26 protein-coding genes are annotated in these 24,272 nt (G+C 42.3%); 17 read left to right on the top strand and 9 right to left on the bottom strand.

Features of this window, described 5'->3' with window-relative positions; translation table 11 throughout:
* Positions 1-61: 61 nt before the first annotated feature.
* From NQQ59_RS20510 to NQQ59_RS20485, 6 genes are all read right to left on the bottom strand, one after another.
* Positions 62-943 (bottom strand): ORF6N domain-containing protein, encoded by an 882-nt coding sequence (locus NQQ59_RS20510; RefSeq protein WP_109568747.1) that lies wholly within the window; start codon positions 941-943, stop codon positions 62-64.
* Entirely contained in the window at positions 933-3,026 is a 2,094-nt protein-coding gene (locus tag NQQ59_RS20505; protein ID WP_213189189.1) for a type IA DNA topoisomerase, read from the bottom strand. Before NQQ59_RS20505 ends, NQQ59_RS20510 begins: the two co-directional genes overlap by 11 nt.
* 6 nt (positions 3,027-3,032) lie before the next feature.
* Positions 3,033-4,511 (bottom strand): DUF3945 domain-containing protein, encoded by a 1,479-nt coding sequence (locus NQQ59_RS20500; protein WP_213189188.1) that lies wholly within the window; start codon positions 4,509-4,511, stop codon positions 3,033-3,035.
* A gap of 85 nt (positions 4,512-4,596) precedes the next feature.
* A complete protein-coding gene (locus tag NQQ59_RS20495) occupies positions 4,597-4,905 on the bottom strand; it encodes a helix-turn-helix domain-containing protein (protein WP_002978404.1) in 309 nt (102 codons plus the stop codon).
* 11 nt (positions 4,906-4,916) lie between these two features.
* Positions 4,917-5,270, bottom strand: a complete 354-nt coding sequence (locus tag NQQ59_RS20490) for a helix-turn-helix domain-containing protein (protein ID WP_109568748.1) — start codon at positions 5,268-5,270, stop codon at positions 4,917-4,919.
* Between the two features lie 262 nt (positions 5,271-5,532).
* A complete protein-coding gene (locus NQQ59_RS20485; RefSeq protein ID WP_066436109.1) occupies positions 5,533-6,378 on the bottom strand; it encodes an RteC domain-containing protein in 846 nt (281 codons plus the stop codon).
* 229 nt (positions 6,379-6,607) lie between these two features.
* On the opposite strand from NQQ59_RS20485, the gene NQQ59_RS20480 reads away from it, so the two are divergent.
* The 9 genes from NQQ59_RS20480 to NQQ59_RS20440 all read left to right on the top strand — a co-directional run bounded on the left by NQQ59_RS20480 (position 6,608) and on the right by NQQ59_RS20440 (position 14,472).
* Positions 6,608-7,171 carry a helix-turn-helix domain-containing protein gene (locus NQQ59_RS20480; protein WP_066436106.1) on the top strand — a complete coding sequence of 188 codons (564 nt, stop codon included), beginning with the start codon at positions 6,608-6,610 and terminating at the stop codon, positions 7,169-7,171.
* A gap of 90 nt (positions 7,172-7,261) precedes the next feature.
* Positions 7,262-9,673 (top strand): heavy metal translocating P-type ATPase, encoded by a 2,412-nt coding sequence (locus NQQ59_RS20475; RefSeq protein ID WP_066436105.1) that lies wholly within the window; start codon positions 7,262-7,264, stop codon positions 9,671-9,673.
* Between the two features lie 88 nt (positions 9,674-9,761).
* Entirely contained in the window at positions 9,762-10,712 is a 951-nt protein-coding gene (locus NQQ59_RS20470; RefSeq protein ID WP_066436104.1) for a cation diffusion facilitator family transporter, read from the top strand.
* 48 nt (positions 10,713-10,760) lie between these two features.
* Positions 10,761-11,150, top strand: a complete 390-nt coding sequence (locus NQQ59_RS20465; protein ID WP_066436101.1) for a hypothetical protein — start codon at positions 10,761-10,763, stop codon at positions 11,148-11,150.
* Between the two features lie 250 nt (positions 11,151-11,400).
* Positions 11,401-11,739, top strand: coding sequence for a four-helix bundle copper-binding protein (locus tag NQQ59_RS20460; RefSeq protein WP_066436100.1), 339 nt, complete (start codon positions 11,401-11,403; stop codon positions 11,737-11,739).
* A gap of 169 nt (positions 11,740-11,908) precedes the next feature.
* On the top strand, positions 11,909-12,418 hold the full coding sequence (locus tag NQQ59_RS20455) for a plastocyanin/azurin family copper-binding protein (RefSeq protein ID WP_066439840.1): 510 nt from the start codon (positions 11,909-11,911) through the stop codon (positions 12,416-12,418).
* A gap of 107 nt (positions 12,419-12,525) precedes the next feature.
* Positions 12,526-12,771, top strand: coding sequence for a heavy-metal-associated domain-containing protein (locus NQQ59_RS20450; protein ID WP_066439837.1), 246 nt, complete (start codon positions 12,526-12,528; stop codon positions 12,769-12,771).
* Positions 12,772-12,876: 105 nt separating this feature from the next.
* Positions 12,877-13,293 carry a helix-turn-helix domain-containing protein gene (locus NQQ59_RS20445; protein WP_109568750.1) on the top strand — a complete coding sequence of 139 codons (417 nt, stop codon included), beginning with the start codon at positions 12,877-12,879 and terminating at the stop codon, positions 13,291-13,293.
* Between the two features lie 108 nt (positions 13,294-13,401).
* On the top strand, positions 13,402-14,472 hold the full coding sequence (locus NQQ59_RS20440) for a flavin reductase family protein (RefSeq protein ID WP_164467814.1): 1,071 nt from the start codon (positions 13,402-13,404) through the stop codon (positions 14,470-14,472).
* Positions 14,473-14,533: 61 nt separating this feature from the next.
* On the opposite strand, the gene dapB is transcribed toward NQQ59_RS20440, so the two are convergent.
* The 3 genes from dapB to NQQ59_RS20425 are packed head-to-tail and all read right to left on the bottom strand — an operon-like array spanning position 14,534 to position 15,969.
* Entirely contained in the window at positions 14,534-15,334 is an 801-nt protein-coding gene (gene dapB, locus NQQ59_RS20435) for a 4-hydroxy-tetrahydrodipicolinate reductase (RefSeq protein ID WP_066439833.1), read from the bottom strand.
* Between the two features lie 11 nt (positions 15,335-15,345).
* Entirely contained in the window at positions 15,346-15,657 is a 312-nt protein-coding gene (locus NQQ59_RS20430) for a hypothetical protein (RefSeq protein WP_066439832.1), read from the bottom strand.
* Between the two features lie 45 nt (positions 15,658-15,702).
* Entirely contained in the window at positions 15,703-15,969 is a 267-nt protein-coding gene (locus NQQ59_RS20425) for a hypothetical protein (RefSeq protein ID WP_050377136.1), read from the bottom strand.
* Positions 15,970-16,176: 207 nt separating this feature from the next.
* On the opposite strand from NQQ59_RS20425, the gene NQQ59_RS20420 reads away from it, so the two are divergent.
* From NQQ59_RS20420 to NQQ59_RS20390, 8 genes are all read left to right on the top strand, one after another.
* Complete coding sequence (locus tag NQQ59_RS20420) at positions 16,177-16,767, top strand: helix-turn-helix domain-containing protein (RefSeq protein WP_066439830.1); 591 nt, start codon at positions 16,177-16,179, stop codon at positions 16,765-16,767.
* Between the two features lie 239 nt (positions 16,768-17,006).
* A complete protein-coding gene (locus tag NQQ59_RS20415; RefSeq protein WP_257698424.1) occupies positions 17,007-17,252 on the top strand; it encodes a hypothetical protein in 246 nt (81 codons plus the stop codon).
* A 3-nt stretch (positions 17,253-17,255) separates the two neighbouring features.
* A complete protein-coding gene (locus NQQ59_RS20410; RefSeq protein WP_257698423.1) occupies positions 17,256-18,077 on the top strand; it encodes an efflux RND transporter periplasmic adaptor subunit in 822 nt (273 codons plus the stop codon).
* Positions 18,078-18,080: 3 nt separating this feature from the next.
* Complete coding sequence (locus NQQ59_RS20405; protein ID WP_066439828.1) at positions 18,081-21,212, top strand: efflux RND transporter permease subunit; 3,132 nt, start codon at positions 18,081-18,083, stop codon at positions 21,210-21,212.
* A 9-nt stretch (positions 21,213-21,221) separates the two neighbouring features.
* Positions 21,222-22,517 carry a TolC family protein gene (locus NQQ59_RS20400; protein WP_066439822.1) on the top strand — a complete coding sequence of 432 codons (1,296 nt, stop codon included), beginning with the start codon at positions 21,222-21,224 and terminating at the stop codon, positions 22,515-22,517.
* An 82-nt stretch (positions 22,518-22,599) separates the two neighbouring features.
* Positions 22,600-23,163, top strand: a complete 564-nt coding sequence (locus NQQ59_RS20395) for a DUF2652 domain-containing protein (RefSeq protein ID WP_066439821.1) — start codon at positions 22,600-22,602, stop codon at positions 23,161-23,163.
* 114 nt (positions 23,164-23,277) lie between these two features.
* On the top strand, positions 23,278-23,703 hold the full coding sequence (locus NQQ59_RS25360; protein WP_082738301.1) for a Fur family transcriptional regulator: 426 nt from the start codon (positions 23,278-23,280) through the stop codon (positions 23,701-23,703).
* A 124-nt stretch (positions 23,704-23,827) separates the two neighbouring features.
* On the top strand, positions 23,828-24,235 hold the full coding sequence (locus NQQ59_RS20390) for a hypothetical protein (RefSeq protein ID WP_146193372.1): 408 nt from the start codon (positions 23,828-23,830) through the stop codon (positions 24,233-24,235).
* Positions 24,236-24,272 lie beyond the last annotated feature (37 nt).

Genomic DNA, 24,272 nt, shown 5'->3' with positions numbered 1-24,272 from the left:
GAGAGGCGGTATTTGGCGTAATGGACAATAAAAAACCTCTGAAAAATTCAGAGGTTCATTTTTATGGCTTGTTAAGGATTTGGAGCATCCTGCCGACTTCAATATCCATTCGAGAAAAGGCAAACCATTTTTTGCCCAGGTCTTTGAGCGATGCCCCTATATGGTAAAGCTCTGTATTGTCAATAATTAAAAAACGGTCGTGGGCATCGGAGAAAATCTCAATATCTATTACAGTATATTGGCTGTTGTAGCGTTGTAAATCCAACCGTAACTGGTGACTGATACTTTTGGTAAGGATAGTGGCAGTTACATTATCATTGCGCTTACCCAATAAAGTAAGCACCGTATCATCCACATAATTATCAAGCAGGATAATGGAACTTCCGGCACTACGGATAATATCAGAAACAAAAGCATAGGCATCAAAAACCTGTCCGTTGTAAAAGATACCTTTTTCGCTGTGCAGCTTGTCGCTTTCCAAAGCCTTAAAAATCTCTTCAAATTTTTGGTCGGCTTCCAGTTGTTTCAATTCAATATTATCTAGCCGATGAAACAAAGAAGCATTGCTAATGAGCATACGCCGCATTTCTACAAAGGCTTCCATTATTTGAACACTCATTCTTACCGCTATGTCCGAACGGAGTATGGCAGATGCCATTGCAACCCCCTGTTCGGTAAAAGCATAGGGTAAATAACGTCTGCCACCGTAATTTAAACTTGAGGTTCCAAATTGGAACCTCAAGTTTTCAACTTCCTTTTCAGTCAGTTGAAAGCAGAACGAAGCAGGAAAACGCTCGATATTCCGTTTTACGGCTTTGTTGAGGTTCTTTGTTTCCACCTGATACAAGGCAGCAAGGTCACTATCCAACATTACTTGTTTGCCCCGAATAGTATAAATCAGGTTCCTTATTTCTTTGGGTATAATAGACGATTTATTTTCCATTACGCTTATTGCTTTTGTTTTTTTCAAACTCAAAGGAGGTTTCTGCATTTTCTTTCAGCACGATATAAGCATCGAATTTCTTTCCGGCTTTGCTCGTCATTCCTTTGATTAAAGCCGTTTTACCCTTATTGATAAGGCTTACAATATTTTCGATACTGATTTGTACCCCGCAGACGGTACGGAACTGCACCCAATTACAAGCCTCATCAGAACATTTCACAATCTTGTCACGAATGATGAGTTGCTGACTTTTGCATTTCGGACAGGTCAATTTTGGCTGATTAGTATTTGCAATAGAAGTTTGCAGCAGTTCATCGGTAATAGATTTCGCATAGGTTTCCATTTCCTTTTGAAATGCTCCGGCATCCGCTTCGTTGTTTTCAATTTTCTGCAATGCCAGTTCCCATTCTGCGGTCATAGCTACATCTGCAATCTTGCGTTCTTTAACAAGCCCGTACACCTGCAATCCTTTTTCTGTAGGTATTAAAGAACGCTTATCCCTTTGGATATAATTACGGGTAAACAAGGTTTCGATAATGGCGGCTCTTGTAGCCGGAGTACCAATACCAATATTTTTCAGGGCTTTCCGTTCTTCCTCGTTTTCAATTTCTTTTCCGGCGGTTTCCATAGCCGATAGAAGCCCGGCTTCGGTATAAAGGACTGGTGGTTTGGTCTGCTTTTCCAAAACGGCAGCTTCTTTTATTTTGAGTTCATCGCCTTTAGTCAGTTCGGGTAGTTCCTGCACTGGCTCTTCGCCATCATCGGTAAAACTTCCTTTGATGGAACGCCAACCTGCTTCCTGAATTTTACAACCTTTTGCCGTAAAATCGTAGTGCAACACCTGCAATGATACATCGGTTATCTCTTTGACACAGGCTTGTGATATGGCTTCGAGCAGGCGAAGTGCAATCATATTGTAAATCTTATCTTCATCTGCATTCAGTACAGACGGCACTTTGTCGGTAATCAATAAACCGTGATGGTCCGTTACACGGAGGTCATTCACGATACGTTTATTGAACCGTCCCCATTTGATTTTGGTAAGGGCTTGTTTGCAATCTTCACGGTTCTGCAATGCCCGCACAAGGTTGGGAATTTCTGCCCACATATCTTCGGGTATGTATTTGCTTCCGGTACGGGGATAAGTAATAAACTTCTTTTCGTACAGGCTTTGCGCAATATTGAGCGTTGCTTCAGCAGATAATTTCAGCCTTTTGTTGGCTTCTTTTTGCAAGCCCGTCAAATCAAAAAGCAAGGGCGGTTGTTCTGTAACGCTTTTGGTTTCTACCGATGTAACGGTTGCAATTTCATTGCGCTGAATGGCTTTCAGCGTATCATCAGCAAGATGCTTTTCATCCCACTTGGTAACGGAAATACTTTTGAAATCAACCTGTGCTTTGTGATGTAGCAATTGTATCTGCCAATATTTCTTTACAGAGAAATTTTTGTTTTCGAGATAGCGTTTGCATATCAAAGCCAACGTCGGAGTTTGCACTCTTCCGAGCGAGTAAATACCATTGCCTGCGGCAATGCTCAACGCCTGTGTAGCGTTGATGCCTACAAGCCAATCGGCACGGCTTCTGCCTTGTGCAGCCTGATATAACCCGTCAAATTCTTTTCCGTTTTTAAGGTTGTCAAAGCCCTGCCTAATTGCCTTTTCTGTAAGCGAACTAATCCAAAGGCGTTCAAACGGCTTGTTGCATTTCAGGTATTCATAAATGTACCTAAAAATGAGTTCGCCCTCACGACCTGCATCTGTCGCCACGATAATGCTATCGCTTTTATTGAACAATTCTTTGATTACTTTCAGTTGCTTTAATGCGCCAGCATCGGCAGTATAGCCTTTATCTTTTTTGACTTTGCGAACGGTCAATAAAAACGGGTTAGGCAATATAGGCAAAGCGGCTTTGTCAAATCCCGTAATCCCATAATCTTCGGGCATTCCCAGTCCTATTAAATGACCGAATGCCCACGTAACAAAATAGCCGTTACCTGTCAGGTAGCCGTCCTTTTTTTCAGATGCTCCCAACAAGCCGGCTATCTCCCTTGCTACGCTTGGTTTTTCTGCTATAATTGTTTTCATACTGTATTACATTTTTCTGCCTTTGGATTTTGCAGGAGTTTCGGGTTTTTCTTGTTGTTCCTGCTGCTTTTCATTTTTCGGTCTTTGTTGCCCGGACTTCAAAGGCTCTTTGATGTTCTTGGTTGCTTCATTGGTCTTACCCTCTGAATTAACGGCAGTCTGTGTTTTATGGGTTTCGGCAGTTTCTACCCGTGCTTTATACTGACCGGGAAATTCAAAGTTGGTCTTTCCGGTATCTTTGTCGAAAGTGATATAACCCTTGTAGGGTTGGTCTTTTTTATCTTTCAATTCCACATATATGGTTTGCCCGGCTTTGAATTTGTTGTACTGCTCATCGTCCAGTTCTTTGCCCCTGAAAGTTTTCGGAGCTTCCTGCGGTTGGCTTTGCTGATTATTCTGCTGATTGCCCTGTTGATTGGTTTGTTGGTTGGTTTGCGCCTGCTGATGGTTATTGCTTCTGTCAAACAGGAACTCTACATATCGTTTGTCCGCATTAAACTGTACCATTGCAGAAAACTCTGTTCCTTTGGTAGAAATCATACCTTGCAGATAAAGCGGTTTGCCTTCCATTAAGGTTTGCTTTTGCTCGTCATTCAGTTTCACACCTTTTAACTCATCAGGTATTTTTATGAAATCAGTTCGCAATGCCACTACATCATTGGTAAGCCTGTCAATGCTGATAATAGACGGCATCAGTTCGCCCGTTTTAGAATTTACCAAATTGACTACACGCCCCATATTGCCCGTTTCAAGCAGGTTTTTCTTGTCTTCGTCCGTAAACTTGTGACCGAAAAACTCAAAATGGAGGTTAGGCTCTTTTTTGATACCGTGTATTGCCACGATAACATTACCGTCTTCCGCTTGCTGTAAAGACAAGCGGGCATCCGTGCGCAGAATAGAACCGCCGAGGTTAATGCCTATCGGTAAGAGTTCATTGGTTTTGTAACCTCTTAATAGAGGGTCAAGCAGGTTTCTTTTTTCAAGATACTCTTTGCTTAATCCGAGGTTTTTCATTGTGTCCCAATCAATCTGCTCCGGCTTGTAGCGATATTCACTCGTTTCCGTTGTTGTTTGTGCTGTTGCCATATTATTTTGATTTTCTTGTTTTTTGTCCTGTTGCGGTTCTGCCTTTACTTCGAGTTCTTTCAGCACTTTCTCGCCATCGGGAGTGGGCTTATCTACGTGCTTTTGTAATTCCTGTGCTTTTTCAGCAGCAATAGGGGCGGGTACTTTGAAGAAAGTAAAGTTTGTAGGGTTCTTTAACTGGCTGAAAAAATTGGAAAAGAAGTTGGAAAAGAAATCGCCGCTTTTGTCCACACGCATAAACTGGTTTTGGTTTTTCTTCGTGGGTTCGACGGTTTCCATTTTCCCGTTTTCGTCGATACTCTTCACTGCCTGGATTTTCATTTTTTCTTTATCCAGTACGAGTAATATGTCCGAAAGCTGTTCGGGCATTTCCTGTTTATTAGTTGTTTCTTCACTCATATTCTGAAAATTTTAAAAGTTCGCTGTCGAATGTAAAGGAAGCCTGCACCGTATTGCACTATGTGGCACTCAAAGGCAGTGTTTGTCACTTATTGGCATCCAGTTTGGGCAAAGGCGGGTTAAAACTTTCCCTGATGAACTGATGCACATCGGATAGTTTGTAATACAATTTTCCGCTGATGGTATAGTAAGGCAGCTTACCGATGGAGCGATACCGTTGCAGGGAACGGTTGCTGATTTTCAGCATTTGTAATAAATCCTGATTATCCAGTAATTCTTCTCCGTCTATGCTATTGCGCTTCTTTTGTAAATCGTCTATGTGGTTGCCGAGAATGTCAAGCCTATCCATTATGCGTTCCATCCACGCCACAAATTCCATTTTGTCGATATTCATACCCAAAACTTTTACTTATTACCTGATTTTAGCTTTCTGCCTTGTTTAATGTAGCTTTTGCCTTTCGCCATAAGCTGCTCCACATACTCATCGGTAGTTTGTACGGCATTGGCGTTAAGCATTTCCTTGATAGCACCAATCGTATAGTAATACTGCCCGTACATTTTTGAAAAGGCTATCTGCCCGTTGGTGCGCATACGCCACAATGTTTTTTCGCTGATGTGGAGGTACTGGCAGACTTCGTGATTGTTGAGCCACAAACTATCATAGCTTGTATCTTCCAGTTTCAGGATATATTCGCTAATGGCTTTCAACCGTTCGTTAAGGTGCTGCCACACTTCTTCGTCAACTGTTATTATATTCATTGCGCTGTCGTTTAATGTTCACAGGGCAAAATTCAGAATTGTGGCAGTGTTTGTCCGCCAATGCTTGCCAATTGAAAAAGCGGTTTTTTGAAAATTTTACAATTTGCCGGAAAGCCTTATTAAATAAGCGTTTCGGCAGATTTTCCGATTTTGGGATAAGGAAATATGCCCGTTCGCCAATTGCCATATATTGGCGAACGCAGGCACAAAAAAAAGCAATACGGAATGCGTATTGCTTTCAAAGCCTTTATTGATGGAGTGTTTATAAGTCTTTATCCATATATTCTTCCAGTGCTTGTTTCAACTGGTCTAAAAACAAGGTGCGAGAGCCTGCACGGGTTTTCATACGGTGGAATGCGTGATGCACATCGGTCAGTGGTATTCGGAACAACACTTGTGAAATAGCAGTGAGCTTCCGGATGCCTAACTTACCTCCTGAAATAGCACCTGATGCGTAGAGGGCATACGTTAGCTCAATCAGAGCATTCTTGCTGTCCGTCCAGGATAGCTCTTTAATTTCGCTGGCGCTACTGAAAAATGTATCGGAATTTTCTTCGGGGCTGATTTTGGTTAAGAGGTAGGCGTATAAGAGGTCGTTGGCGAGGATGCGGGCTACTTTGTAATCGTAATAGGTAGAGAATTGCGGGTCGATTTCAAATACGTAACTATTAAGCCCATCGAGGTAGTTTATCTGCCCACGCTTAAAATATTCGTGGTCTTTATCCACCCTGCCCGAACGGTAGTAGCGATAAAAATGGGAGTTGCAGATGTGTTCCCTAAACTCAATCTTTAGCTCCGTTAAATGGTTCGAGAAATAGTTATGATATATTTTCCCGTTATTGACCGGGCACGAGGTTTCTATCCGGTAGAGCTTGTTATAATAGATGAGTTTGCCCAGGATTTGGGGCTTAATCATTTTAAAGAACTCAATCTCTTTTGCATCGTTCTCAAATTCCGAACTTAGCACACATTCTTTTGCCGAAACCAATAGCTCCTGAAGAAAGACCGTCATTTGAAAAGCCTCTTCAATTAGCCCCGAGCACGTAATTGACAGTTTCCGTTCCTGCTCCTGAATTTCGGTAACAATAGTTCCTAATAACTTTCTCATAGTAGGGAGGATTACGTTATCAATATCAGAGTACCTTAGCAAATGTTATTAATAAACAGCACTTTAACCGCCAATATTCCCCTACAATGGGGAATATTTTAGCTATTTTCCCCTATGAAAACCGTCGTTTGCATCACTTAGTCACTCATAATCAATAAATACTTAATTTTTAATCTTAAATTTGTGGTTGCGTATTGATGCAACAAAATGAATTGTGATTTAGCGAAATATGAGTACATTATTTATCAAAAATATGGTCTGCAACCGTTGTATTCTCGTAGTTCAGAACGAACTCGACAAACTCGGCATAGAGGCTACCAATATAAAACTGGGCGAAATAATCCTTAAAAAAGATTTAACCACAGCAGAGCGTGAGGCATTGGAAAACGTTTTAGACCCTTTGGGTTTTCAGGTCATCGACGACAAGAAGAGCCGGATGATTGAGAAAATAAAGAACGTTATCATTGACCTGGTGCACCATCAGGACAACGATGCGAAAACCAATCTTTCGGATGTGTTGAGCGATGCGCTGCACCACGATTACAACTACCTTAGCAACCTGTTTTCCGATATTGAGGGTACGACCATTGAGAAGTACTTTATCGCACAGAAAGTAGAAAAGATAAAAGAACTGTTGGTGTACGATGAGCTGTCGTTAAGCGAGATTGCCGACCGTATGAATTATTCGAGCGTGGCATATTTGAGCAACCAGTTCAAGAAAGTAACAGGGCTTACACCGAGCCATTTCAAGCAGATAAGGGAAGACAAGCGCAAGCCACTGGATAAGGTTTAAGTAAATCTTACAAATCAAACCCAGAATTTCACAATAGAACTCCTCTTTATTGTTGCCACCTTTGCATTATGAAAATAAAGCAATCGAGATATGGCAACCAATAAAGAAACAATTTACATTCCTTTAGAGGATGTAGAAAGCGAGCACTGTGCATTAATCGTCGAAAAAGGACTGGCACAGGTAAAAGGCGTAGAAACCCACAAAGTAGAGCTAAATAACCGCAGGGCGGCTATTACCGTTAATGATAACGAGGTAGTAGGCGAAGCTGTAAAAGCAATTAAAGATTTAGGCTACGGCGTTCCCACTGTTAAAAAGACTTATCCCGTTTTAGGTATGACCTGTGCATCTTGTGCAGGCAGTGCCGAGAGTATGGCAAAATATACGCCGGGCGTAGTAAGTGCCGAAGTGAATTACGGTACGGGAAACCTCAACGTTGAATTCCTGCCGAATATAACCAATTCCGAGCAAATCAGGAAAGCGGTACAGGACGGCGGTTATGACCTATTGCTCGAAGACGAGAGCAAGCAACAGGAAACTTTAGAAGCTATCCACGCCGAAAAATTCAGAAAACTTAAAAACAAAACCATTTGGGCAGTAATCCTATCGCTACCGGTGGTCATTATCGGTATGTTCTTTATGGATATGCCTTACGGTAATGAAATAATGTGGGCATTCGCCACTCCGGTAGTTTTATGGTTAGGTAAAGACTTCTTTATCAATGCGTGGAAGCAGGCGAAACACCGTTCTGCCAATATGGACACACTTGTCGCATTGAGTACAGGTATCGCCTATATATTCAGCGTATTCAATATGCTGTTTATGGACTTTTGGCATCAAAGAGGTTTACACGCACACGTGTACTTTGAAGCCGCAGCCGTAATCGTTGCCTTTATTTTATTGGGCAAGCTATTGGAAGAAAAAGCCAAAGGCAATACCTCATCAGCCATTAAAAAGCTGATGGGCTTGCAACCGAAAACGGTTATCGTAATAGAAGCAGACGGCACGGAAAGACAAAAAGCCATCGAAGATGTAAACGCAGGCGATATTATTTTGGTTAAGCCGGGCGAAAAAATTGCGGTGGATGGTACAGTTGTATCGGGCAATTCGTATGTAGATGAAAGTATGCTAAGCGGCGAACCTGTTCCGGTACTGAAAAAGGAAAACGAAAAGGTATTTGCCGGAACCATCAACCAAAAAGGTAGCTTCCAGTTCAAGGCGGTAAAAGTGGGTAAAGAAACAATGCTTGCCCAAATCATCAAAATGGTGCAGGATGCACAGGGAAGTAAAGCACCCGTACAAAAACTGGTGGATAAAATCGCAGGTATTTTCGTTCCGGTAGTAATCGGTATTGCTATCCTGACATTTATTCTTTGGTTCTTCTTAGGAGGCGAGAATGGTGTTGTACAAGGTCTTTTAGCAGCCGTTACTGTATTGGTTATTGCTTGTCCTTGTGCTTTAGGCTTGGCTACTCCTACCGCTATTATGGTGGGCGTTGGTAAGGGTGCAGAAAACGGCATCCTGATTAAAGATGCGGAAAGTTTGGAATTAGCGAAGAAAGTAAACGCTATCGTGCTGGATAAAACAGGTACGATTACCGAGGGAAGACCACAGGTTACAGGCATCCAATGGCTGAACAATGACGATGCGACGAAAGATGTTTTATTGAGCATTGAAAAGCAATCGGAGCACCCATTAGCGGAAGCCGTTGTGAAAAATTTGGAGGGCGTTTCTACAACTTTATTATCAAACTTCGACAGTATAACAGGTAAAGGCGCAAAAGCCGATTACAACAGCGACACTTACTATGTAGGTAATAAAAAACTGTTAGCCGAAAACAACATTACCATTGCCGACCAACTGCAAAAGCAGGCGGACGAATGGGGCACACAGTCTAAAACCGTTATATGGTTTGCAAACAGTAAACAAGCTCTTTCTGTAATCGCTATTTCCGACAAAATTAAAGAGACATCGGTACAGGCTATCAAAGAAATGCAGGATGCGGATATCGAACTGTATATGTTGACGGGAGATAATGAGGCTACCGCCAAAGCTATCGCCGAGCAAACTGGTATCAAGCATTACAAAGCCGAAGTTTTGCCACAGCACAAAGCTGATTTTGTGAAAGAACTGCAACAGCAAGGCAAAGTAGTAGCAATGGTTGGCGACGGTATCAATGACAGTACAGCACTGGCAACTGCCGATGTAAGTATCGCAATGGGTAAAGGTTCGGATATCGCAATGGACGTGGCGAAGATGACCATTATTTCATCAGACCTTACCAAAATACCTCAAGCCATAAGACTATCAAAACAAACCGTATCAACCATTAAGCAGAACCTGTTTTGGGCATTTATCTATAACCTTATAGGTATTCCGATTGCAGCAGGTATTCTTTACCCAATCAATGGTTTCTTACTAAACCCAATGATTGCCGGAGCCGCAATGGCGTTGAGTAGTGTAAGTGTGGTAAGTAACAGTTTACGTTTGAAATGGAAGAAGTAAACCGATAAATCACACAAAGAATATTAAAATAGATAGAAACGTTTTGCTGCTGATATTTGCAGCAGTGAAACAATAATCACAAGTAAATATGGGACAAGACCACGGACACAGCCACTCGCATACTGCGAATAAAAAGACCCTGACCATTAGCTTGGTAATCATCACTACATATATGGTAGTGGAGGTAGTGGGAGGTTTTCTGACAAACAGCCTTGCCTTATTAGCCGATGCCGGACATATGTTGAGTGATGCAATATCGCTTTTCATTGCGCTGATGGCCTTTAAGTTCAGCAGTAAAATAGCCGATTACAGTAAGACCTACGGCTATAAGCGCTTTGAAATACTTGCAGCAGTTATCAACGGTGCAACACTTATCCTGATTTCAGTTTATATCATTTACGAGGCGATAGAACGCTTTCAGAGCCCACCGGAAATTCAATCAGGAGGTATGCTCATTGTAGCAATTGTAGGCTTATTGGTTAATGTGCTTGTAGCCTGGATAATGATGCGTGGTGCTGACGTAAAGGAAAACCTCAATATGCGTGGAGCCTACCTGCACGTCATCAGTGATATGCTCGGTTCGGTTGGTGCAATTATCGCAGCGTTGCTCATTATGTTTTTCGGTTGGGGGTGGGCAGACCCGTTGGCAAGCGTTATTGTTTCGATACTGGTATTGAGAAGTGGGTATTTAGTTACTAAATCATCGGTACACGTATTGATGGAAGGCACACCCGAAAATGTTGAAGTGGATAAGGTCAATGAAAAAATCCTTAAAACCGATGGTATTAAAAGTATTCACGACCTGCATATTTGGACAATTACAAGTGGATTGAATGCACTTACGTGCCACGCCGTTGTAAATGAAAAAATGACTATCGAAGAAAGTGAAATATTACTTCGTAAAGTAGAACACGAATTAGAGCATATGAATATCCATCACGTTACCATCCAGTTGGAAACACCAGCACATCTACACGATAATTCGGTGCTATGTATTGTAAAGGCTGAACCGTCAGCACACGACCATCATAATCATTAATCTTACTGGAATAAAATCAAGTTTTTAATCTCTAAAAAATAAATAGAAATGAAAGTGAACAAATTATTGATAGGCGTATTTGCCTCCTTAGCGATTTTCTTAGCATCTTGCGGGGGCGATACCAAAACAGCAAAAGACGGACACGCACACACCGAGGGCGACGGGCACGACCACGCTACGGAACAGGTGGTTGAAAAACCCGCCGAAAAAATTACAGCAAAAGACAGGAACGAAAAAGGCGAGCTGATTGATGCCCACGGACATTTGATTACAGGCTGTCCCGGTCATAAAGAAATGATAGGTTCAGAGGGTGATATGTGTCCGAAATGTGAGTATATGACTATGATACCTATCACTTGGGATATTACCGGGGTTGATACCGTAAGGGTAACAACATTGTCTGATTACAATCCTCCTGCCGACAAACTGAAAAAATAATGTAGAACTTAGCTTTATTGCGTTTGCTAAAACGGCGGTTCCTTAATTGGGACTGTCGTTTTTTTTATTCTAATTCTTTACAGAAATAATATTAGGTAGGTTTTATTTATATAGCCTTATATTACGAAATATCAAATCAGTAAATCTTACAATTCAAACAAGGAATTTTACAAAGCATTTCTTTTGCAAGGGACTGATATTTGTTAGAAACAGTATAAAATCTATTTCTTAATTTTTTAAATTTTATATTATGATACAAACAAAATTTCAATCGTGTATCGAGGCTTGCCTGAAGTGCGTAGCTATCTGTAACCAATGTGCCATTGCTTGTTTAAATGAAGATGATGTTGCACACGTAAAGAAATGTATCCAGTTAGACCTGGAATGTGCAGCTATTTGCCAAGCGGCAGCAAACGTATTAAGTCTTGATGGTAAATTTAGCAAAGAGATTTGCAAACTATGTGCTGACATTTGCAACGCTTGTGCTGAAGAGTGTGAGAAACACGCTGCAATGGGTATGGAGCATTGTAAAGAATGTGCAGAAGCGTGCAGAGCTTGTGCAAAGGCTTGTGAGGAAATGGCAGCGTAATACTGGCATTTTTTTTTGTTTAAAATTTAGAGGGTTATTGCAGCCCTCTTTTTTGTGCCCTGTCCAATCAGTAAATATCACAAATCAAACAGGGAAAAGCGTAATGAGGAAGTGACCTTATGTACTGAAATTTGCACTATCAGATAACAAAATAAAATCTCAAATAGAAATGAAAAAGTTAGTGTTAGCATTGTCGGTAATCGCATTTACTGCCTGTAACAACAATCAGCAAAAAGACAAGACCACACAGGAGAGCAATCAGCCTGTAATAGAAGAAACAGTTGCCCCCGCAGAAACAGGGAACGAAAATGTAATTACCATTAGCGGCGGCGATGATATGAAATTCGACAAAACCGAACTGAAAGCCAAAGCAGGCGAAACCGTAAAGCTCATTTTAAAGCACATCGGAAAAGCACCGATTGAGGCAATGGGGCACAATGTTGTTATACTTGCCCAGGGCACAGACTTCAACACTTTTGCCAATGCTGCGATAGATGCTAAGGACAACGGCTACATACCTAAAGGAATGGAAAACGCCGTAATCGCAAAAACGGATATGATTGGCGGTGGGCAAACCACAGAAATTACCTTTACGGCTCCGGCAAAAGGCTCGTATGATTTCCTGTGCTCGTTTCCCGGTCATTACATCTATATGAAAGGTAAATTAATCGTGGAATAACACGGCGATTTCAAAATCAGTAAAAATCACAAATCTTACAGGGAATACCATAATAGTAACACCTCGTTTAATACGGAAATTTGTATCACAATAAAAAATAAGTTCAAATGAAAAATGTAGAATTAAGCATACCAGATATGCAAAGTGCACACTGCCAGTCGAGAGTAAACGGAGCAATCAAAGACATTGACGGCATTAAAGTAGAAAAACTGGAAGCAGGAAAATTATCTGTTTCAGTTGAAAACGACGAAGTGAAAGAAGAGTTGGTTGAGGCGATTGAAAAAGCAGGCTACAAAGTTGGCGGCGACGACAGCGGAAAGGCTTCAAGTTGTTCAACAGGATGCTGCGGATAAGTTTTGGACAGTCCCGGAGCAAGCACACCAGTACTTCTCCGGTATTTTTTACCAAAGCTACCCAGCGTATGAAACAGTTAAATCTCGTTCCATAAATAAAAAGCAATGTTACAGAAACAAAATTCAGGCGACTGTTCGGAGATAATGACGAAAGTTTGCAATGTAGCAGACCGGATTATACAGAACAGGTTGGACACAGGTAAATCTGCACCGTTTGCCGTACAGCTTACAAACGAATTGAAAGCAGATTATCACCAGTTGAACAATCTGTTCCTTGTTAAATATGATATGAGCCTTGAAATTATCTATATCAGGCGCATTATCGAAAAGGTAAAAGAGTTACTGGTGTACACCGAGCAATCGCTGTCACAAATCGCAAAGGCGTTAGGCTATCAAAAGCCGACGGAACTGTCCGAGCAATTAATGACCTATACGGGATTAACGTCTGCCCATTTTAAGCAGATACGAAAAAACAAGCTCGAAATCATCAGAAGACAACAGGAAAAGCAAAACGAACTATAATTATCAGAACAGCAAACTTTTAAATAGAAGTCTTTATGAAACCTCGCTTTGTGTACAGGAGCAGAGGTTTTCTTTTTATCAGCAATGCAAGACATTAAAAACCGAGGGATGAAGAAATACACGTGGCGAACACATAAAATTATAAAGGAAACCGAAGATACCATTACCCTATACTTTGACACGGAGCAGCAGGCGTTTACCTACCTGCCCGGTCAGTACCTCAACATCAGGCTTACCGTAAACGGCGAACTGCTCATACGTTCGTATTCGTTCAGTTCTGTGCCGTCTGACGAATTTCCCGCCATTACTATTAAAAGGGTTACAGGTGGAAAGATGAGCAATTACATCTTAAATAATGCAGACAACATCGAAGCCTGGGAAATAGAAGCCCCATTTGGCAGCTTTGTTTTAGAAAAACCGATAGCCGAGCAATCCCAAATTGTTTTACTGGCAGGCGGTAGCGGTATTTCCCCGTTATACGCAATGCTGAAAAGCGTTGAAAACAGCAATCGGATACCCTTACTGGTGTACAGCAATAAAACACCGGAAGAAACCATATTTTGGAATGAACTGGAAGCGATGCAGGCAGCGCAAGAATTGAATATTTGTTATTCCTTTACTGCACCTGATTTTATTTCCACCAAACTCAACCACGTTGCAGGCAGGTTCAATCTGCTTGTTTTACGTTCGGTCATTAAAAGACTGGTTGGCGATGTTGCTGCAGCCCATTATTACATCTGCGGACCCAACGGGCTGATGGATTTGTACCAGGATGCCTTAACGGGCTTGTACATTCCCGAAGACCATATCCATTTGGAATACTTCGACCCGGTTCCGGGGAATGCGGGCGATTTGGAAACGGACGGTACTGTTAAAGATGTGATTGTAAACTATTACGAGGACTACTACGAGAACGAGGAAAAGCAAACGTATGAATGCACATCGCTCATTGAGGTACAGCCGAAGCAGTCGCTTCTGGATGCGATGAAAGAGCACCATATCAAAGTGGCGAGTTCCTGTAAGAATGGAACCTGCGGGGCTTGTTGGGCAGTAAAAACCGATGGCGAAGTTCGGATGCTCCATAACGGGGCACTGACAGAACAGGATATCGCAGAGGGAATAATTTTGCTTTGCCAAAGCTACCCGATGAATGCCGATGTTTGTGTGACGGTGCAGTAAATACCGGGTATAGAAAAAAGGCAAAATATCAGTTTCAGCTATTATTTTGCACTTTGTTTTTTTAGAAATCCATTACCGCATCAAGACCCCTTTTCAACCCTTTGAACGTGCTTACTTTTTCGATGGCAAGGATTGCGCCCTTTACATAAGGTTCGGCACTGTTTCCCGCATCGTGCCTTAAAATCAGCTTTTCGTCCGGCATTCCAAAGATGGCTTCAATACCCAACACGTGACCCGGAAGCCTTACAGCGTGCACCTGTACGCCCTCAATATCTGCACCCCTTGTTTCTTTGCTGCCAATGGTGTCCTTAACGGGAACCGTAATATTCGATTGCTGTATGCCCGACAAACGATGCGCCAGTTCCGCTACCGAGCCGCTCGGCGCATCCACTTTGTTTTGGCTTGCGTAGTCTATGAGTTCATAATTGGGAATATACTGCGCAGCAATAGAAGCGAACTTGAATAGCAGGACGGCTGTAATGGCAAAGTTGCCTGCGGCAAGTACTGAAGTGTTATTATCGTTGGCTGCCTTTTCTATTTCGGTATAATCTTCATTAGTAAGTCCCGAAGTACCCACCACAACTTTTTTTCCTTTATTTAAGGCTGACAGGATATTCTTTTTGGCAATATCTGGTTTGGTAAATTCGACAAGTACATCAAAATCCACTTGCTCCAGTGCCTCTTCTATGGTTCCGAACAATGGGATTTCATCATTTCCGAAATCCAGGATTTCGGCTAAATTCTCTTGTTTATTGAAGCGTGACAAGCCGCCTGCCAGTTGCATTCCTTTTTCGTTATAAACACCTTTTGCGATTGCCGAGCCTGCCCACCCGGTGGCTCCGGCTATAAACACTTTTATCATACTTTAAAATCTTAATCGTTTTTTAGTGCCAGTTTGCGGAGCATTGCCGTACTCATACTATCGGTATAAGCACCATAAGCCGTAACCAAAATTCCTTTTAAACCGTCTTTCGAGGCAATGCCATACACCGTAGCCTCATCGCTTGGGTTGCTTTCGCCCTCATAGCGATAGACCTGCTCAATCTCAAAATCATCAATGGTATATTTGTTATCGCCGCAGATTAAACAGTTCTCTTCGAGATTGAAATCCACGTTATACCCCTCGTTGCGTAGGTTCTGTATTGCTACCAAAACCGTAGCGTATTTGTACGTTACATTTGTCATAGTAATAGTATTTTAAATTGCTGCTTACCGCTCCCGACTGTCCTGTCAGAAATCTTCTTTCAGCAGGTCTTTGAGCTTCCGGTGCTGTATGCACAGTTCGGCATACATTGTTTTCAGCCTGCTGTTTTCTTCGTTTAAATTTACCAATTCTACAAGAATATCCATCCCTAAATCCTTGTATTTGTGTTTCAGTTCAAAAATGTTCGTGCCGTAAACGCCGTATTTCTCGAAAAGTTCCAGTCCGCTTTTACCTGCGTTGTAATCTTTCAGCACCTTTAAAACCTGATGTTCGTTGCTCTTTTTGTTCTTCATTTTTATACGGATGTTGTCTATTACAAAATTCCGTAAGATGGTCGGAAGTAGCTATGTACTTTTCCTTATTTAGTTTATGATATTTAATGTTACTGCACCGATTTTCATAAAATTTCACAAAACAAAGCCGGAATATCATAATAGTTTGTCGGGGGCAAATGCAGAATTTTGACCATTGAATAAAGGAACTTATACATTTTAGAAGATATGACACTATTAATAAAAGGAATGGTGTGCAATAGATGTACCTATGTTCTTGAACAGGAATTGACAGCTTTGGGTTTTGAGGTTTTGGATATAAAACTGGGGCAAGCCATCATAAAGGATACGACAGACTTTTCGCAGAAGTTGGGAGTAATCAAAACGATGCTGAAAGGCATCGGCTTGGAACTGATGTATGACAAAAACCAAAAGACAATAAACAGGATAAAAGAGTTGGTGGAGAAAGGTATCACGTTGCAACTGCAAAGCGGCACACCTACCAAATTCACAACCTTAATCAGTGGCAAGCTGCACAAGAACTACGATACATTGAGTGCCTTATTCTCTTCAGTGGAGGGAATTACACTCGAAAAGTACATCATTCGTCGGAAGATTGAAAAGGTAAAAGACCTTTTGGTACATACCGAAATGTCGCTGACCGAGATTGCCCACGTACTGGGGTACAGCAGTCAGGCATACCTTTCCAACCAGTTGAAAAAACACACGGGCTTTACATCAAGCTATTTCAAGCAGGTAAAGCAGGAACACGGGGAAGCCGTTACTATGCAGATGGACGAAGCGCAACCCCCGCATTAAGGGTTTTCCAATCCATCCCCCAAGCATTTTGCTATTTTTTTAATGCAGGCATCGGAGCTACTGAAACATCAGTAGCTCTGTTTGTTTCAGGCAGATACCACCAAATCAAAAAAGTAAATTTCACAACTTTTACCCGTCATTTCGTATAGCTGCACCTTAGCTGTAACCCGACCTTTGCCCCTGTATTTAAAATTTTCAAAGTTTAACTAAACAAAGAAGCGTAACAAAATAAATGTAAGATGAGAACAAGTAAAATTGGTTTGTTATCCCTCTTCCTTATCGGAGCCGGATTGATACAGAGTTGCAAACAAAAAGAAGAAAAACAGTTAAAAGATGAGCCTCCGGTAGTAACCGTAGCCACTATCAACAGTTCGGAAACCGAGCAATCCGTTTCCTATTCGGGTTCCATTGTTCCCGACAATATGACTACCATAAGTTTTGCCGTTCCCGGCACGATTAACAGTGTGGGTGTAAATGAGGGGTAGCGAGTGAGCAAAGGACAGTTTCTTGCAAGCATTGATGCCACCGAGTACGAAGCGGCATTGCAGATTGCCAATGCCAGTTTAGAGCAGAGCCAGGATGCGTTCAGAAGATTTGATGAACTGTACAAAAAAGGAAGTTTCCCTGAAAAGGATTACATCGACATCAAGACCAAAGTAGCGCAGGCAGAAGCCAACAAAAAAATCAACCGCAAGCGCATTGCCGACAGCCGTTTGCATTCGCCTACCAATGGTATAATTACCGTGAAAACTGCCGAGGTTGGCGGTATGGCAGCACCGGGCGTTCCTGCCTTTACCATTGTAAAAACAGATATGGTATATGCGCAGTTTGCCGTACCCGAAAGCGAAATCGGCAGCTTTAAACAAGGGATGCAGGTAGATGTGAATATTCCTACATTGCAACGCAATTTCACGGGTAAAATCACCATCATTAATCCCGTAGCCGATGAAATTTCAAAAGCATTTACCCTTAAAGTACGCTTGGACAATCCGGGCGGCGTGCTGATGCCGGGAATGATTACCGAAGTGCTTGCAGGCGTCCCGGTAAAGGTTAAGCAGGTACGTGTACCACTTACCGCCATCATCAACAATGTAGATAAAATCCCGCACGTGTACGTGGTAGATAAGAACAACACCGCTAAGCTGACGAGGGTTACAGTGGGCAAAATCGTAGGCGATGCGGTTATTATAACCGATGGTCTTAACGAAAGCCAGACCATTATCCTTGCCGGGCAAAATAACGTGAAAGACGGGCAGAAAGTAAAAGCGCAAACTACATCGGTAACAGCATCAGCCCCAAAATCTGAATAATTTATGAAAAGAAAGATAAACCTCATTGAAGCGGCAATGAAATTTCCGCAAGTACCGATAGCGATTACCGTTATTATGGTGTTTGCCGGGTTAATTTCATTAATGACGATGCCGAGAAGTGAAGACCCCCGTGTAACAGTTAGACAGGGGCTTGTTGTGGCTTTCTACCCCGGAGCCGACGAAGAGCAGATAGAGAAAGAAGTAACCGACAAGCTGGAACAATACCTGTTCGGTTTCGAGGAAATCAAAAAAGAAAAAACCCATTCGGAAAGTAAGCCCGGACAGGTGGTTGTAACGGTAGAATTGCAGGACTATGTAAAGGACACCAAAAAATTCTGGAATACTTTACAGCACGGTTTGGATGCCAATATGCCTTTAGCATTGCCACGGGGCGTACAGGGACCGTATGTGAACAGCGATTTCGGCGATGTGGTTGTTCAGATGATTGCCGTATCAGCCCCCGGTCGTTCTTACGCCCAGTTGGAAAACTATTTGGATGAACTGGAAGACGGCATTAAGACGATACCGTCCGTTTCCAAAATCAAGCGTTACGGCGGACAGAAGCAGCAGGTATTTATTACCCTGCGAGAAGATGTATTGAAGCAATACGGTTTCGGTATCAACGAAATCACAAACACATTAAGCCAACAGAATGTAACTATTCCGAGTGGCGATATTGAAATTGACAAAAACCGTTTCCTTATTTTCACGGATGCGCAGTATCAGAATGAAAATGAAATCGGGAACCTGATTGTATATAGTTCCCCGCAGGGCGGCAATATCCGTTTGCGGGATATAGCCAACATCGAGAGAAGATATGAAGACCTGAAAAGCAAAATTACCGTTTCAGGAAACGATGTAATGATGCTGACCGTAGAAATGCAGCCCGGACAGAACATTGTCGATTTGGGTAATGCGCTGACACAGAAAGTTGCTGAAGTAAAAGAAATCCTGCCATCAGATGTGCAGGTCAGCACCATTGTTGACCAACCCGAAGTGGTTGATATGAATTTGGGGCATTTCTTTATCGAGTTCGGTATCGCCATTGCAGCCGTTATCTTGGTCGTAATGCTCCTGCTGCCGTTCAGGGTTGCCACCATTTCAGCCATTGCAGCACCCGTTACCATTGCCGTAACATTTGCTATCCTCAATTTGTTGGGTATCGAAATGCACCAGGTTAGTTTGGCGGCAATGATTATCGTACTGGGGATGGTGGTCGATGATGCCATTATCGTAGTGGATAATTACATCGAGAAAGTGGACGAAAAAATACCGTCGTGGACTGCCGCCTGGCAGAGTGCCACGCAGTTGATGGTTCCCATTTTCACGGCTACGCTTACCATTGTCCTATCGTTTCTGCCGTTGGCATTTACGCTTACCGGGCTTACGAGAGAGTTTGTGCAATGGATACCGATTACCGTAAGCATAGCTTTGGCGGTTTCGTTCCTTGTAGCCTTGTTCCTTACGCCGTATATGTGTTACCACTTCCTGAAAAAAGGATTGAAAAAGCACGATGATAAACCCAAAAAACGCAATTTCTTAGACCGGATGCAGGACGGTTTCGACCGGGCAATCGAGTTCTGTATGAAATGGCAGAAAACTACGTTGGTAGCAGGTTTGGTTATCTTCTTACTGTCTTTCGTGGTAGGTAGTCAGGTTAAAACCGAATTTTTCCCTATCGTGGAAAGAAACCAGTTCAACCTTGAATTGTGGATGGATAACGGTACGAATATCCACGAAACCGAAGCAGCCGTTAAGAAGATAGAAAAGGAAATTGCAGGCGATAAGCGCATTGTAAACACAGCAAGTTTTATCGGTACAAGCTCGCCACGTTTCTACTCTACCTATGCACCGGAGCACCCACGGGAAAACTTTGCGCAGGTATTCATCAATACCACAAGCAAAGATGCAACGGCAGAAATGATAGACGAGTATGTACAGAAATTCAACAACTACCTGCCGAACGGTTATGTGCGGGTTAGGCAGCTAAGCAAGAAGCAGCAGCACGCACCGATTGAAATCCGTGTGATTGGCAAGGATATGACCGAGCAGAAAAAAGTAGCCAAGCAGGTTGCAGCATTACTGGAAAACACTAAAGGTTCTAACTGGGTGCGCACCGATTATCAGAATGATTATGTAGGGCTGAAAGCCGTGGTTAAAGAAGATGTAGCCTTGCGTTTGGGCGTTACCAAAGCGCAGATAGCACAGGCATTGGGTGCAAAGATAAAAGGATACCCGGTATCGCAGATGTGGGAGGGCAATAAAGCCATCGACATTGTATTGCGTACAGACGAAAGCGACAGGGAAAATCTGGATGCTTTGGGCAATATGTACATCAATTCAACATTCGGTGCTAAGGTTCCTCTAAAGCAGGTGGTAGATTTACAACCGTCGTGGCATACTGGGGCTATTGTACACCGTAACGGGTTAAGAACCTTAACCGTTTCTTCCGAAGCGCAGTTGGGCAGAAAACCCGCAGAAGTATTTGCAGAAGTACAGCCTAAAATTGACAGCCTGAAACTGCCTAAAGGCATTAAGATTGCCTACGGCGGCGAGTATGAGGATGGACTGGAAAGCGGTCCCAAAATGGGAAAGGCTTTTATGATAAGTTTCGTTCTCATCTTCCTTGTGCTGTTATTCCAGTTCAAGCGTGTGGGTAAAGTATTCATTGTACTGGCTTCGTTCCCGTTGAGTTTACTGGGCGCAATGTTGGGCTTGTTCCTTACAGGGTACGAGTTCGGGTTTATGGCAATCATCGGTATTACCGCCTTACTGGGTATCGTAGTCCGTAACGGGATTATCCTCGTGGACTATGCAGATGAACTGGTAAGGGAGCACGGTCATACGATTAGAGAAGCAGCCCTGTTTGCAGCTAAACGAAGAATGCGACCAATCTTCCTTACCTCAATGGCGGCAGCAATCGGTTTGATACCGTTAATGGCGAGTGGCTCGCCGGAATGGGGACCGATTTCAAGTACCATTTCAATCGGTATTCTGGTATCAATGATTACCACATTATTTATCGTTCCGGTACTGTATTACAGGTTCGTAAAACCACCTAAAAACAAACAATCGGATGAACAGCACGAGCGCAATACCGATACCGATGTTCACCACCAAAAATATTTATCATAAAAAGGGATTATGTTACAGAAAAGATATAAAACAGTCATAAAGGTTTTTATATGCGGTTTCGTTCTTTTGCAGGGAACAAACAACCTCTTTGCACAACAGCAGCTAACCCTTGCGGAAAGCAAAGAACTGGCATTAAAAAACAATAACAGAATAGGCAAAGCTAAAGAAGACGTAATTGCCACCCAATCCGACAAGCTGATTGCGGATGTGGCAGGCAGACCAAAACTGGATGCTTCGGCAACCGCCTTTTACTTTGGCGAGCCATTGAACACAATGCTGCCCGAATACGGGTTTGCACCGATGGTCAGCGTTACACAGCCGATTTACACAGGCGGTAAGATTAAGTACGGCAAGCAGATGGCAGAAACCAATATACAGATGAGCAATGCGCAACAACGATTGGTGGAAGACGAAGTATTACTGGCTACCGAAACCGCTTACTGGCTTTTAGTGCAGGCTAAGGAAGAAATCAAACTGGAACAGCAGGTTAAAAAGCAACTGGCTTCGCATTATACATTCCTGAACAACCAGTTTGGGGCAGGATTGATTTACAAAAACGATGTATTGCGGGCAAAGGTGCTCCAGAATGAAAACGAAGCCCGTTTGCAGGCTGCGGAGAATAAGCTCATCCTGGCAAAAAGAAGATTGAGCCAGTTAATCGGGATGGAAGCCCCAACAGGTATAGACGTAGCCGATACATTGAGTACGGGCGACTTTTCTAAGCAGGGTGTTTTGGATGCTGTCGATGCGAACCGACCGGAAATTGAGTTGGCAACCAATGGCATTAAAATGAGCCAGCTTACCAAAAGTATGCTCAAAGCCGACCTGAAACCATCGGTAGGCTTATCGCTCAATGGAATGGCTGCCTTTGGAAAAGAGGGTATTAACTTTGGCGACCCGACCAAAAACCATATGCTAACCTACTTTGGTATGCTAAGCGTGAAAATCCCGGTTTTTGACTGGGGTAGCAGAAAAGAAAAAGTAAAACAGCAGGAAGCTAATATACGTTCGGCTGAATACGGTTTGAAAGAACTGAAAAGCCAAATCACGGTGGAGATTGAGCACGCAATGCTTAATCTGCAATTGCAGGCGAATAACATTGATTTGATGCAGGCGTCATTAATTGAAGCCGACGAAAATTTGAAGTTGAGCAATGACCGCTTTAAAGCCGGAACCATTACCGGAGAAGATGTGCTGATAGCTGAAACGCTTTGGCAAAGAGCATACAGCAATATGTTGGATGCAAAAATACGGTACAAAATAGCCGAAGCTGTGTACCACAAAGCTACTGGGCAGATAAAATAGTTTTTGTTGGAGTGAGATACACTCAATTTGCGGGGGACGGTAACAAGCCCCTGCATTTTTAATGGTTAATACGATGATATAAATGCAACACGATACTGCCAATAAAAACGGTATGATAATGATACCCGACATTTCAGGCTTTACGGATTTCGTTATCAAATCAAATATGTTTGTTGGAAAATACATAACAGAAAGCCTGCTCAAATCAGTAATGGATAGCAATATCCTTTGCCTTGAAATTTCCGAGGTTGAGGGCGATGCGATACTTTTTTACAAGTACCACAACCTGCCCACCTTTGAAGAAACATTGATGCAGATAGAACAGATGTACAACGATTTTCAAAAGGAATGCAAACGCCTCGCATTACAACTGGCAATAGAAATTCCTTTATCATTAAAGATAATTGTACACTACGGGGAATTTACCAAATACAAAATCGGGAAATTCGAGAAGCTCTACGGAGCACCAGTGGTAGAAGCCCACAAGATGCTGAAAAATCACATTGCGGAATACCCGCCATATGCGTTATTTTCTAATGCGTTTTTGGAAATCAATTTTGACCAACCCGAAAAAGCAACCGTTGCGTATGACAACTGCGAAGACTGTAAATACCTGCCCGAAATAGGTTATATCCATTACCTATAAAACCTAACAGTAAAAATCACAAATTTATCAAAGGAAATTATAATACTTGTGCATAGCAGCTTCTATAATTTTACATTAGATTTTAAATACGGTTCTAAAACCGACAATGACAAAATGAAAGATTTAGAAGAAAAACTATTGCGCAGGAACATAAAACCAACTTCGGTTAGGCTGTTAATCTTTAGAAGAATGTCTGACTTTAAAAAGGCTTTCAGCCTGACTGATTTGGAAACCGAACTGGAAACGGTCAATAAATCGACCATATTCAGGACGTTGACCCTCTTTCACGATAACCTACTCATTCATACTATTGATGATGGCTCCGGCGCAATGAAGTATTCTATTTGCAGCGATAACTGTATGTGCACCGTTGGCGACTTGCACGTGCACTTTAACTGTAACCGATGCAAGAATACCTTCTGCCTCGAAAGTATTGCCATTCCGCCTATCCAGTTGCCCGACAAATTTTTGTTGGAGAGTATCAATTTTGTAATGAAAGGAATGTGCAACGAATGTTCGAGGTTCGTTAAAACAAAATAATATTTTATGATACTCATCTTTAAATTTACAAACAGCCATATTTCCCGATATGGCTGTTTGTATTTGCAACCAGGTTCCCAAAACCGACTGATAATTTTGCCTTGTAAATTAAAATAATATGACAATGGCAATAAAAAATCATTATTCAGCAGATATAGATACAGCCTACAAAAGCAACCGCCTGTTTGATGTAATTTCCTTTGAATGTGCAGTACCCGAAAAAGAAATCGTGATTGCTTATACGGCAGCAATGCAATCCCATTCCACGCACCGTATAGCAAGCAGTTTGCTCAAATTTCTTCCGGGTATCACGCTATCCGATTACAAGGTCGAAAAATTTGAAGAGATACCTGGTTATGGTATCAAAGGATTTGTAAACGGGCACGAAGTCATCATTGGCAATTTAGCCCTGATGAAATCTTATGACTTCTTCTACGATGAAAGCCTCGACGAACTGCGGGAGCCTGTAATTCTCATTATGATTGACGACCGATATTCCGGCTGCTTTTTAATGATGGAATATCCGCAGTAGACACCAAATACAAAACATTTCAGGCTTAATACAAATT

Origin of the sequence: Flavobacterium panacis, from assembly GCF_024649945.1 — a bacterium.
GTDB lineage: Bacteria > Bacteroidota > Bacteroidia > Flavobacteriales > Flavobacteriaceae > Flavobacterium > Flavobacterium panacis.
This window is presented reverse-complemented; position numbering and strand designations above follow the sequence as displayed.

Coding starts and splice junctions, on each gene's coding strand:
- NQQ59_RS20490 (WP_109568748.1), bottom strand. CDS start 5,270: ATGAATATAATAACAGTTGACGAAGAAGTGTGGCAGCACCTTAACGAA.
- NQQ59_RS20465 (WP_066436101.1), top strand. CDS start 10,761: ATGAAAGTGAACAAATTATTGATAGGCGTATTTGCCTCCTTAGCGATT.
- NQQ59_RS25360 (WP_082738301.1), top strand. CDS start 23,278: ATGAAAGATTTAGAAGAAAAACTATTGCGCAGGAACATAAAACCAACT.
- NQQ59_RS20485 (WP_066436109.1), bottom strand. CDS start 6,378: ATGAGAAAGTTATTAGGAACTATTGTTACCGAAATTCAGGAGCAGGAA.
- dapB (WP_066439833.1), bottom strand. CDS start 15,334: ATGATAAAAGTGTTTATAGCCGGAGCCACCGGGTGGGCAGGCTCGGCA.
- NQQ59_RS20440 (WP_164467814.1), top strand. CDS start 13,402: ATGAAGAAATACACGTGGCGAACACATAAAATTATAAAGGAAACCGAA.
- NQQ59_RS20405 (WP_066439828.1), top strand. CDS start 18,081: ATGAAAAGAAAGATAAACCTCATTGAAGCGGCAATGAAATTTCCGCAA.
- NQQ59_RS20495 (WP_002978404.1), bottom strand. CDS start 4,905: ATGAATATCGACAAAATGGAATTTGTGGCGTGGATGGAACGCATAATG.
- NQQ59_RS20480 (WP_066436106.1), top strand. CDS start 6,608: ATGAGTACATTATTTATCAAAAATATGGTCTGCAACCGTTGTATTCTC.
- NQQ59_RS20455 (WP_066439840.1), top strand. CDS start 11,909: ATGAAAAAGTTAGTGTTAGCATTGTCGGTAATCGCATTTACTGCCTGT.
- NQQ59_RS20425 (WP_050377136.1), bottom strand. CDS start 15,969: ATGAAGAACAAAAAGAGCAACGAACATCAGGTTTTAAAGGTGCTGAAA.
- NQQ59_RS20395 (WP_066439821.1), top strand. CDS start 22,600: ATGCAACACGATACTGCCAATAAAAACGGTATGATAATGATACCCGAC.
- NQQ59_RS20450 (WP_066439837.1), top strand. CDS start 12,526: ATGAAAAATGTAGAATTAAGCATACCAGATATGCAAAGTGCACACTGC.
- NQQ59_RS20430 (WP_066439832.1), bottom strand. CDS start 15,657: ATGACAAATGTAACGTACAAATACGCTACGGTTTTGGTAGCAATACAG.
- NQQ59_RS20460 (WP_066436100.1), top strand. CDS start 11,401: ATGATACAAACAAAATTTCAATCGTGTATCGAGGCTTGCCTGAAGTGC.
- NQQ59_RS20390 (WP_146193372.1), top strand. CDS start 23,828: ATGGCAATAAAAAATCATTATTCAGCAGATATAGATACAGCCTACAAA.
- NQQ59_RS20445 (WP_109568750.1), top strand. CDS start 12,877: ATGTTACAGAAACAAAATTCAGGCGACTGTTCGGAGATAATGACGAAA.
- NQQ59_RS20420 (WP_066439830.1), top strand. CDS start 16,177: ATGACACTATTAATAAAAGGAATGGTGTGCAATAGATGTACCTATGTT.
- NQQ59_RS20415 (WP_257698424.1), top strand. CDS start 17,007: ATGAGAACAAGTAAAATTGGTTTGTTATCCCTCTTCCTTATCGGAGCC.
- NQQ59_RS20500 (WP_213189188.1), bottom strand. CDS start 4,511: ATGAGTGAAGAAACAACTAATAAACAGGAAATGCCCGAACAGCTTTCG.
- NQQ59_RS20510 (WP_109568747.1), bottom strand. CDS start 943: ATGGAAAATAAATCGTCTATTATACCCAAAGAAATAAGGAACCTGATT.
- NQQ59_RS20470 (WP_066436104.1), top strand. CDS start 9,762: ATGGGACAAGACCACGGACACAGCCACTCGCATACTGCGAATAAAAAG.
- NQQ59_RS20505 (WP_213189189.1), bottom strand. CDS start 3,026: ATGAAAACAATTATAGCAGAAAAACCAAGCGTAGCAAGGGAGATAGCC.
- NQQ59_RS20400 (WP_066439822.1), top strand. CDS start 21,222: ATGTTACAGAAAAGATATAAAACAGTCATAAAGGTTTTTATATGCGGT.
- NQQ59_RS20475 (WP_066436105.1), top strand. CDS start 7,262: ATGGCAACCAATAAAGAAACAATTTACATTCCTTTAGAGGATGTAGAA.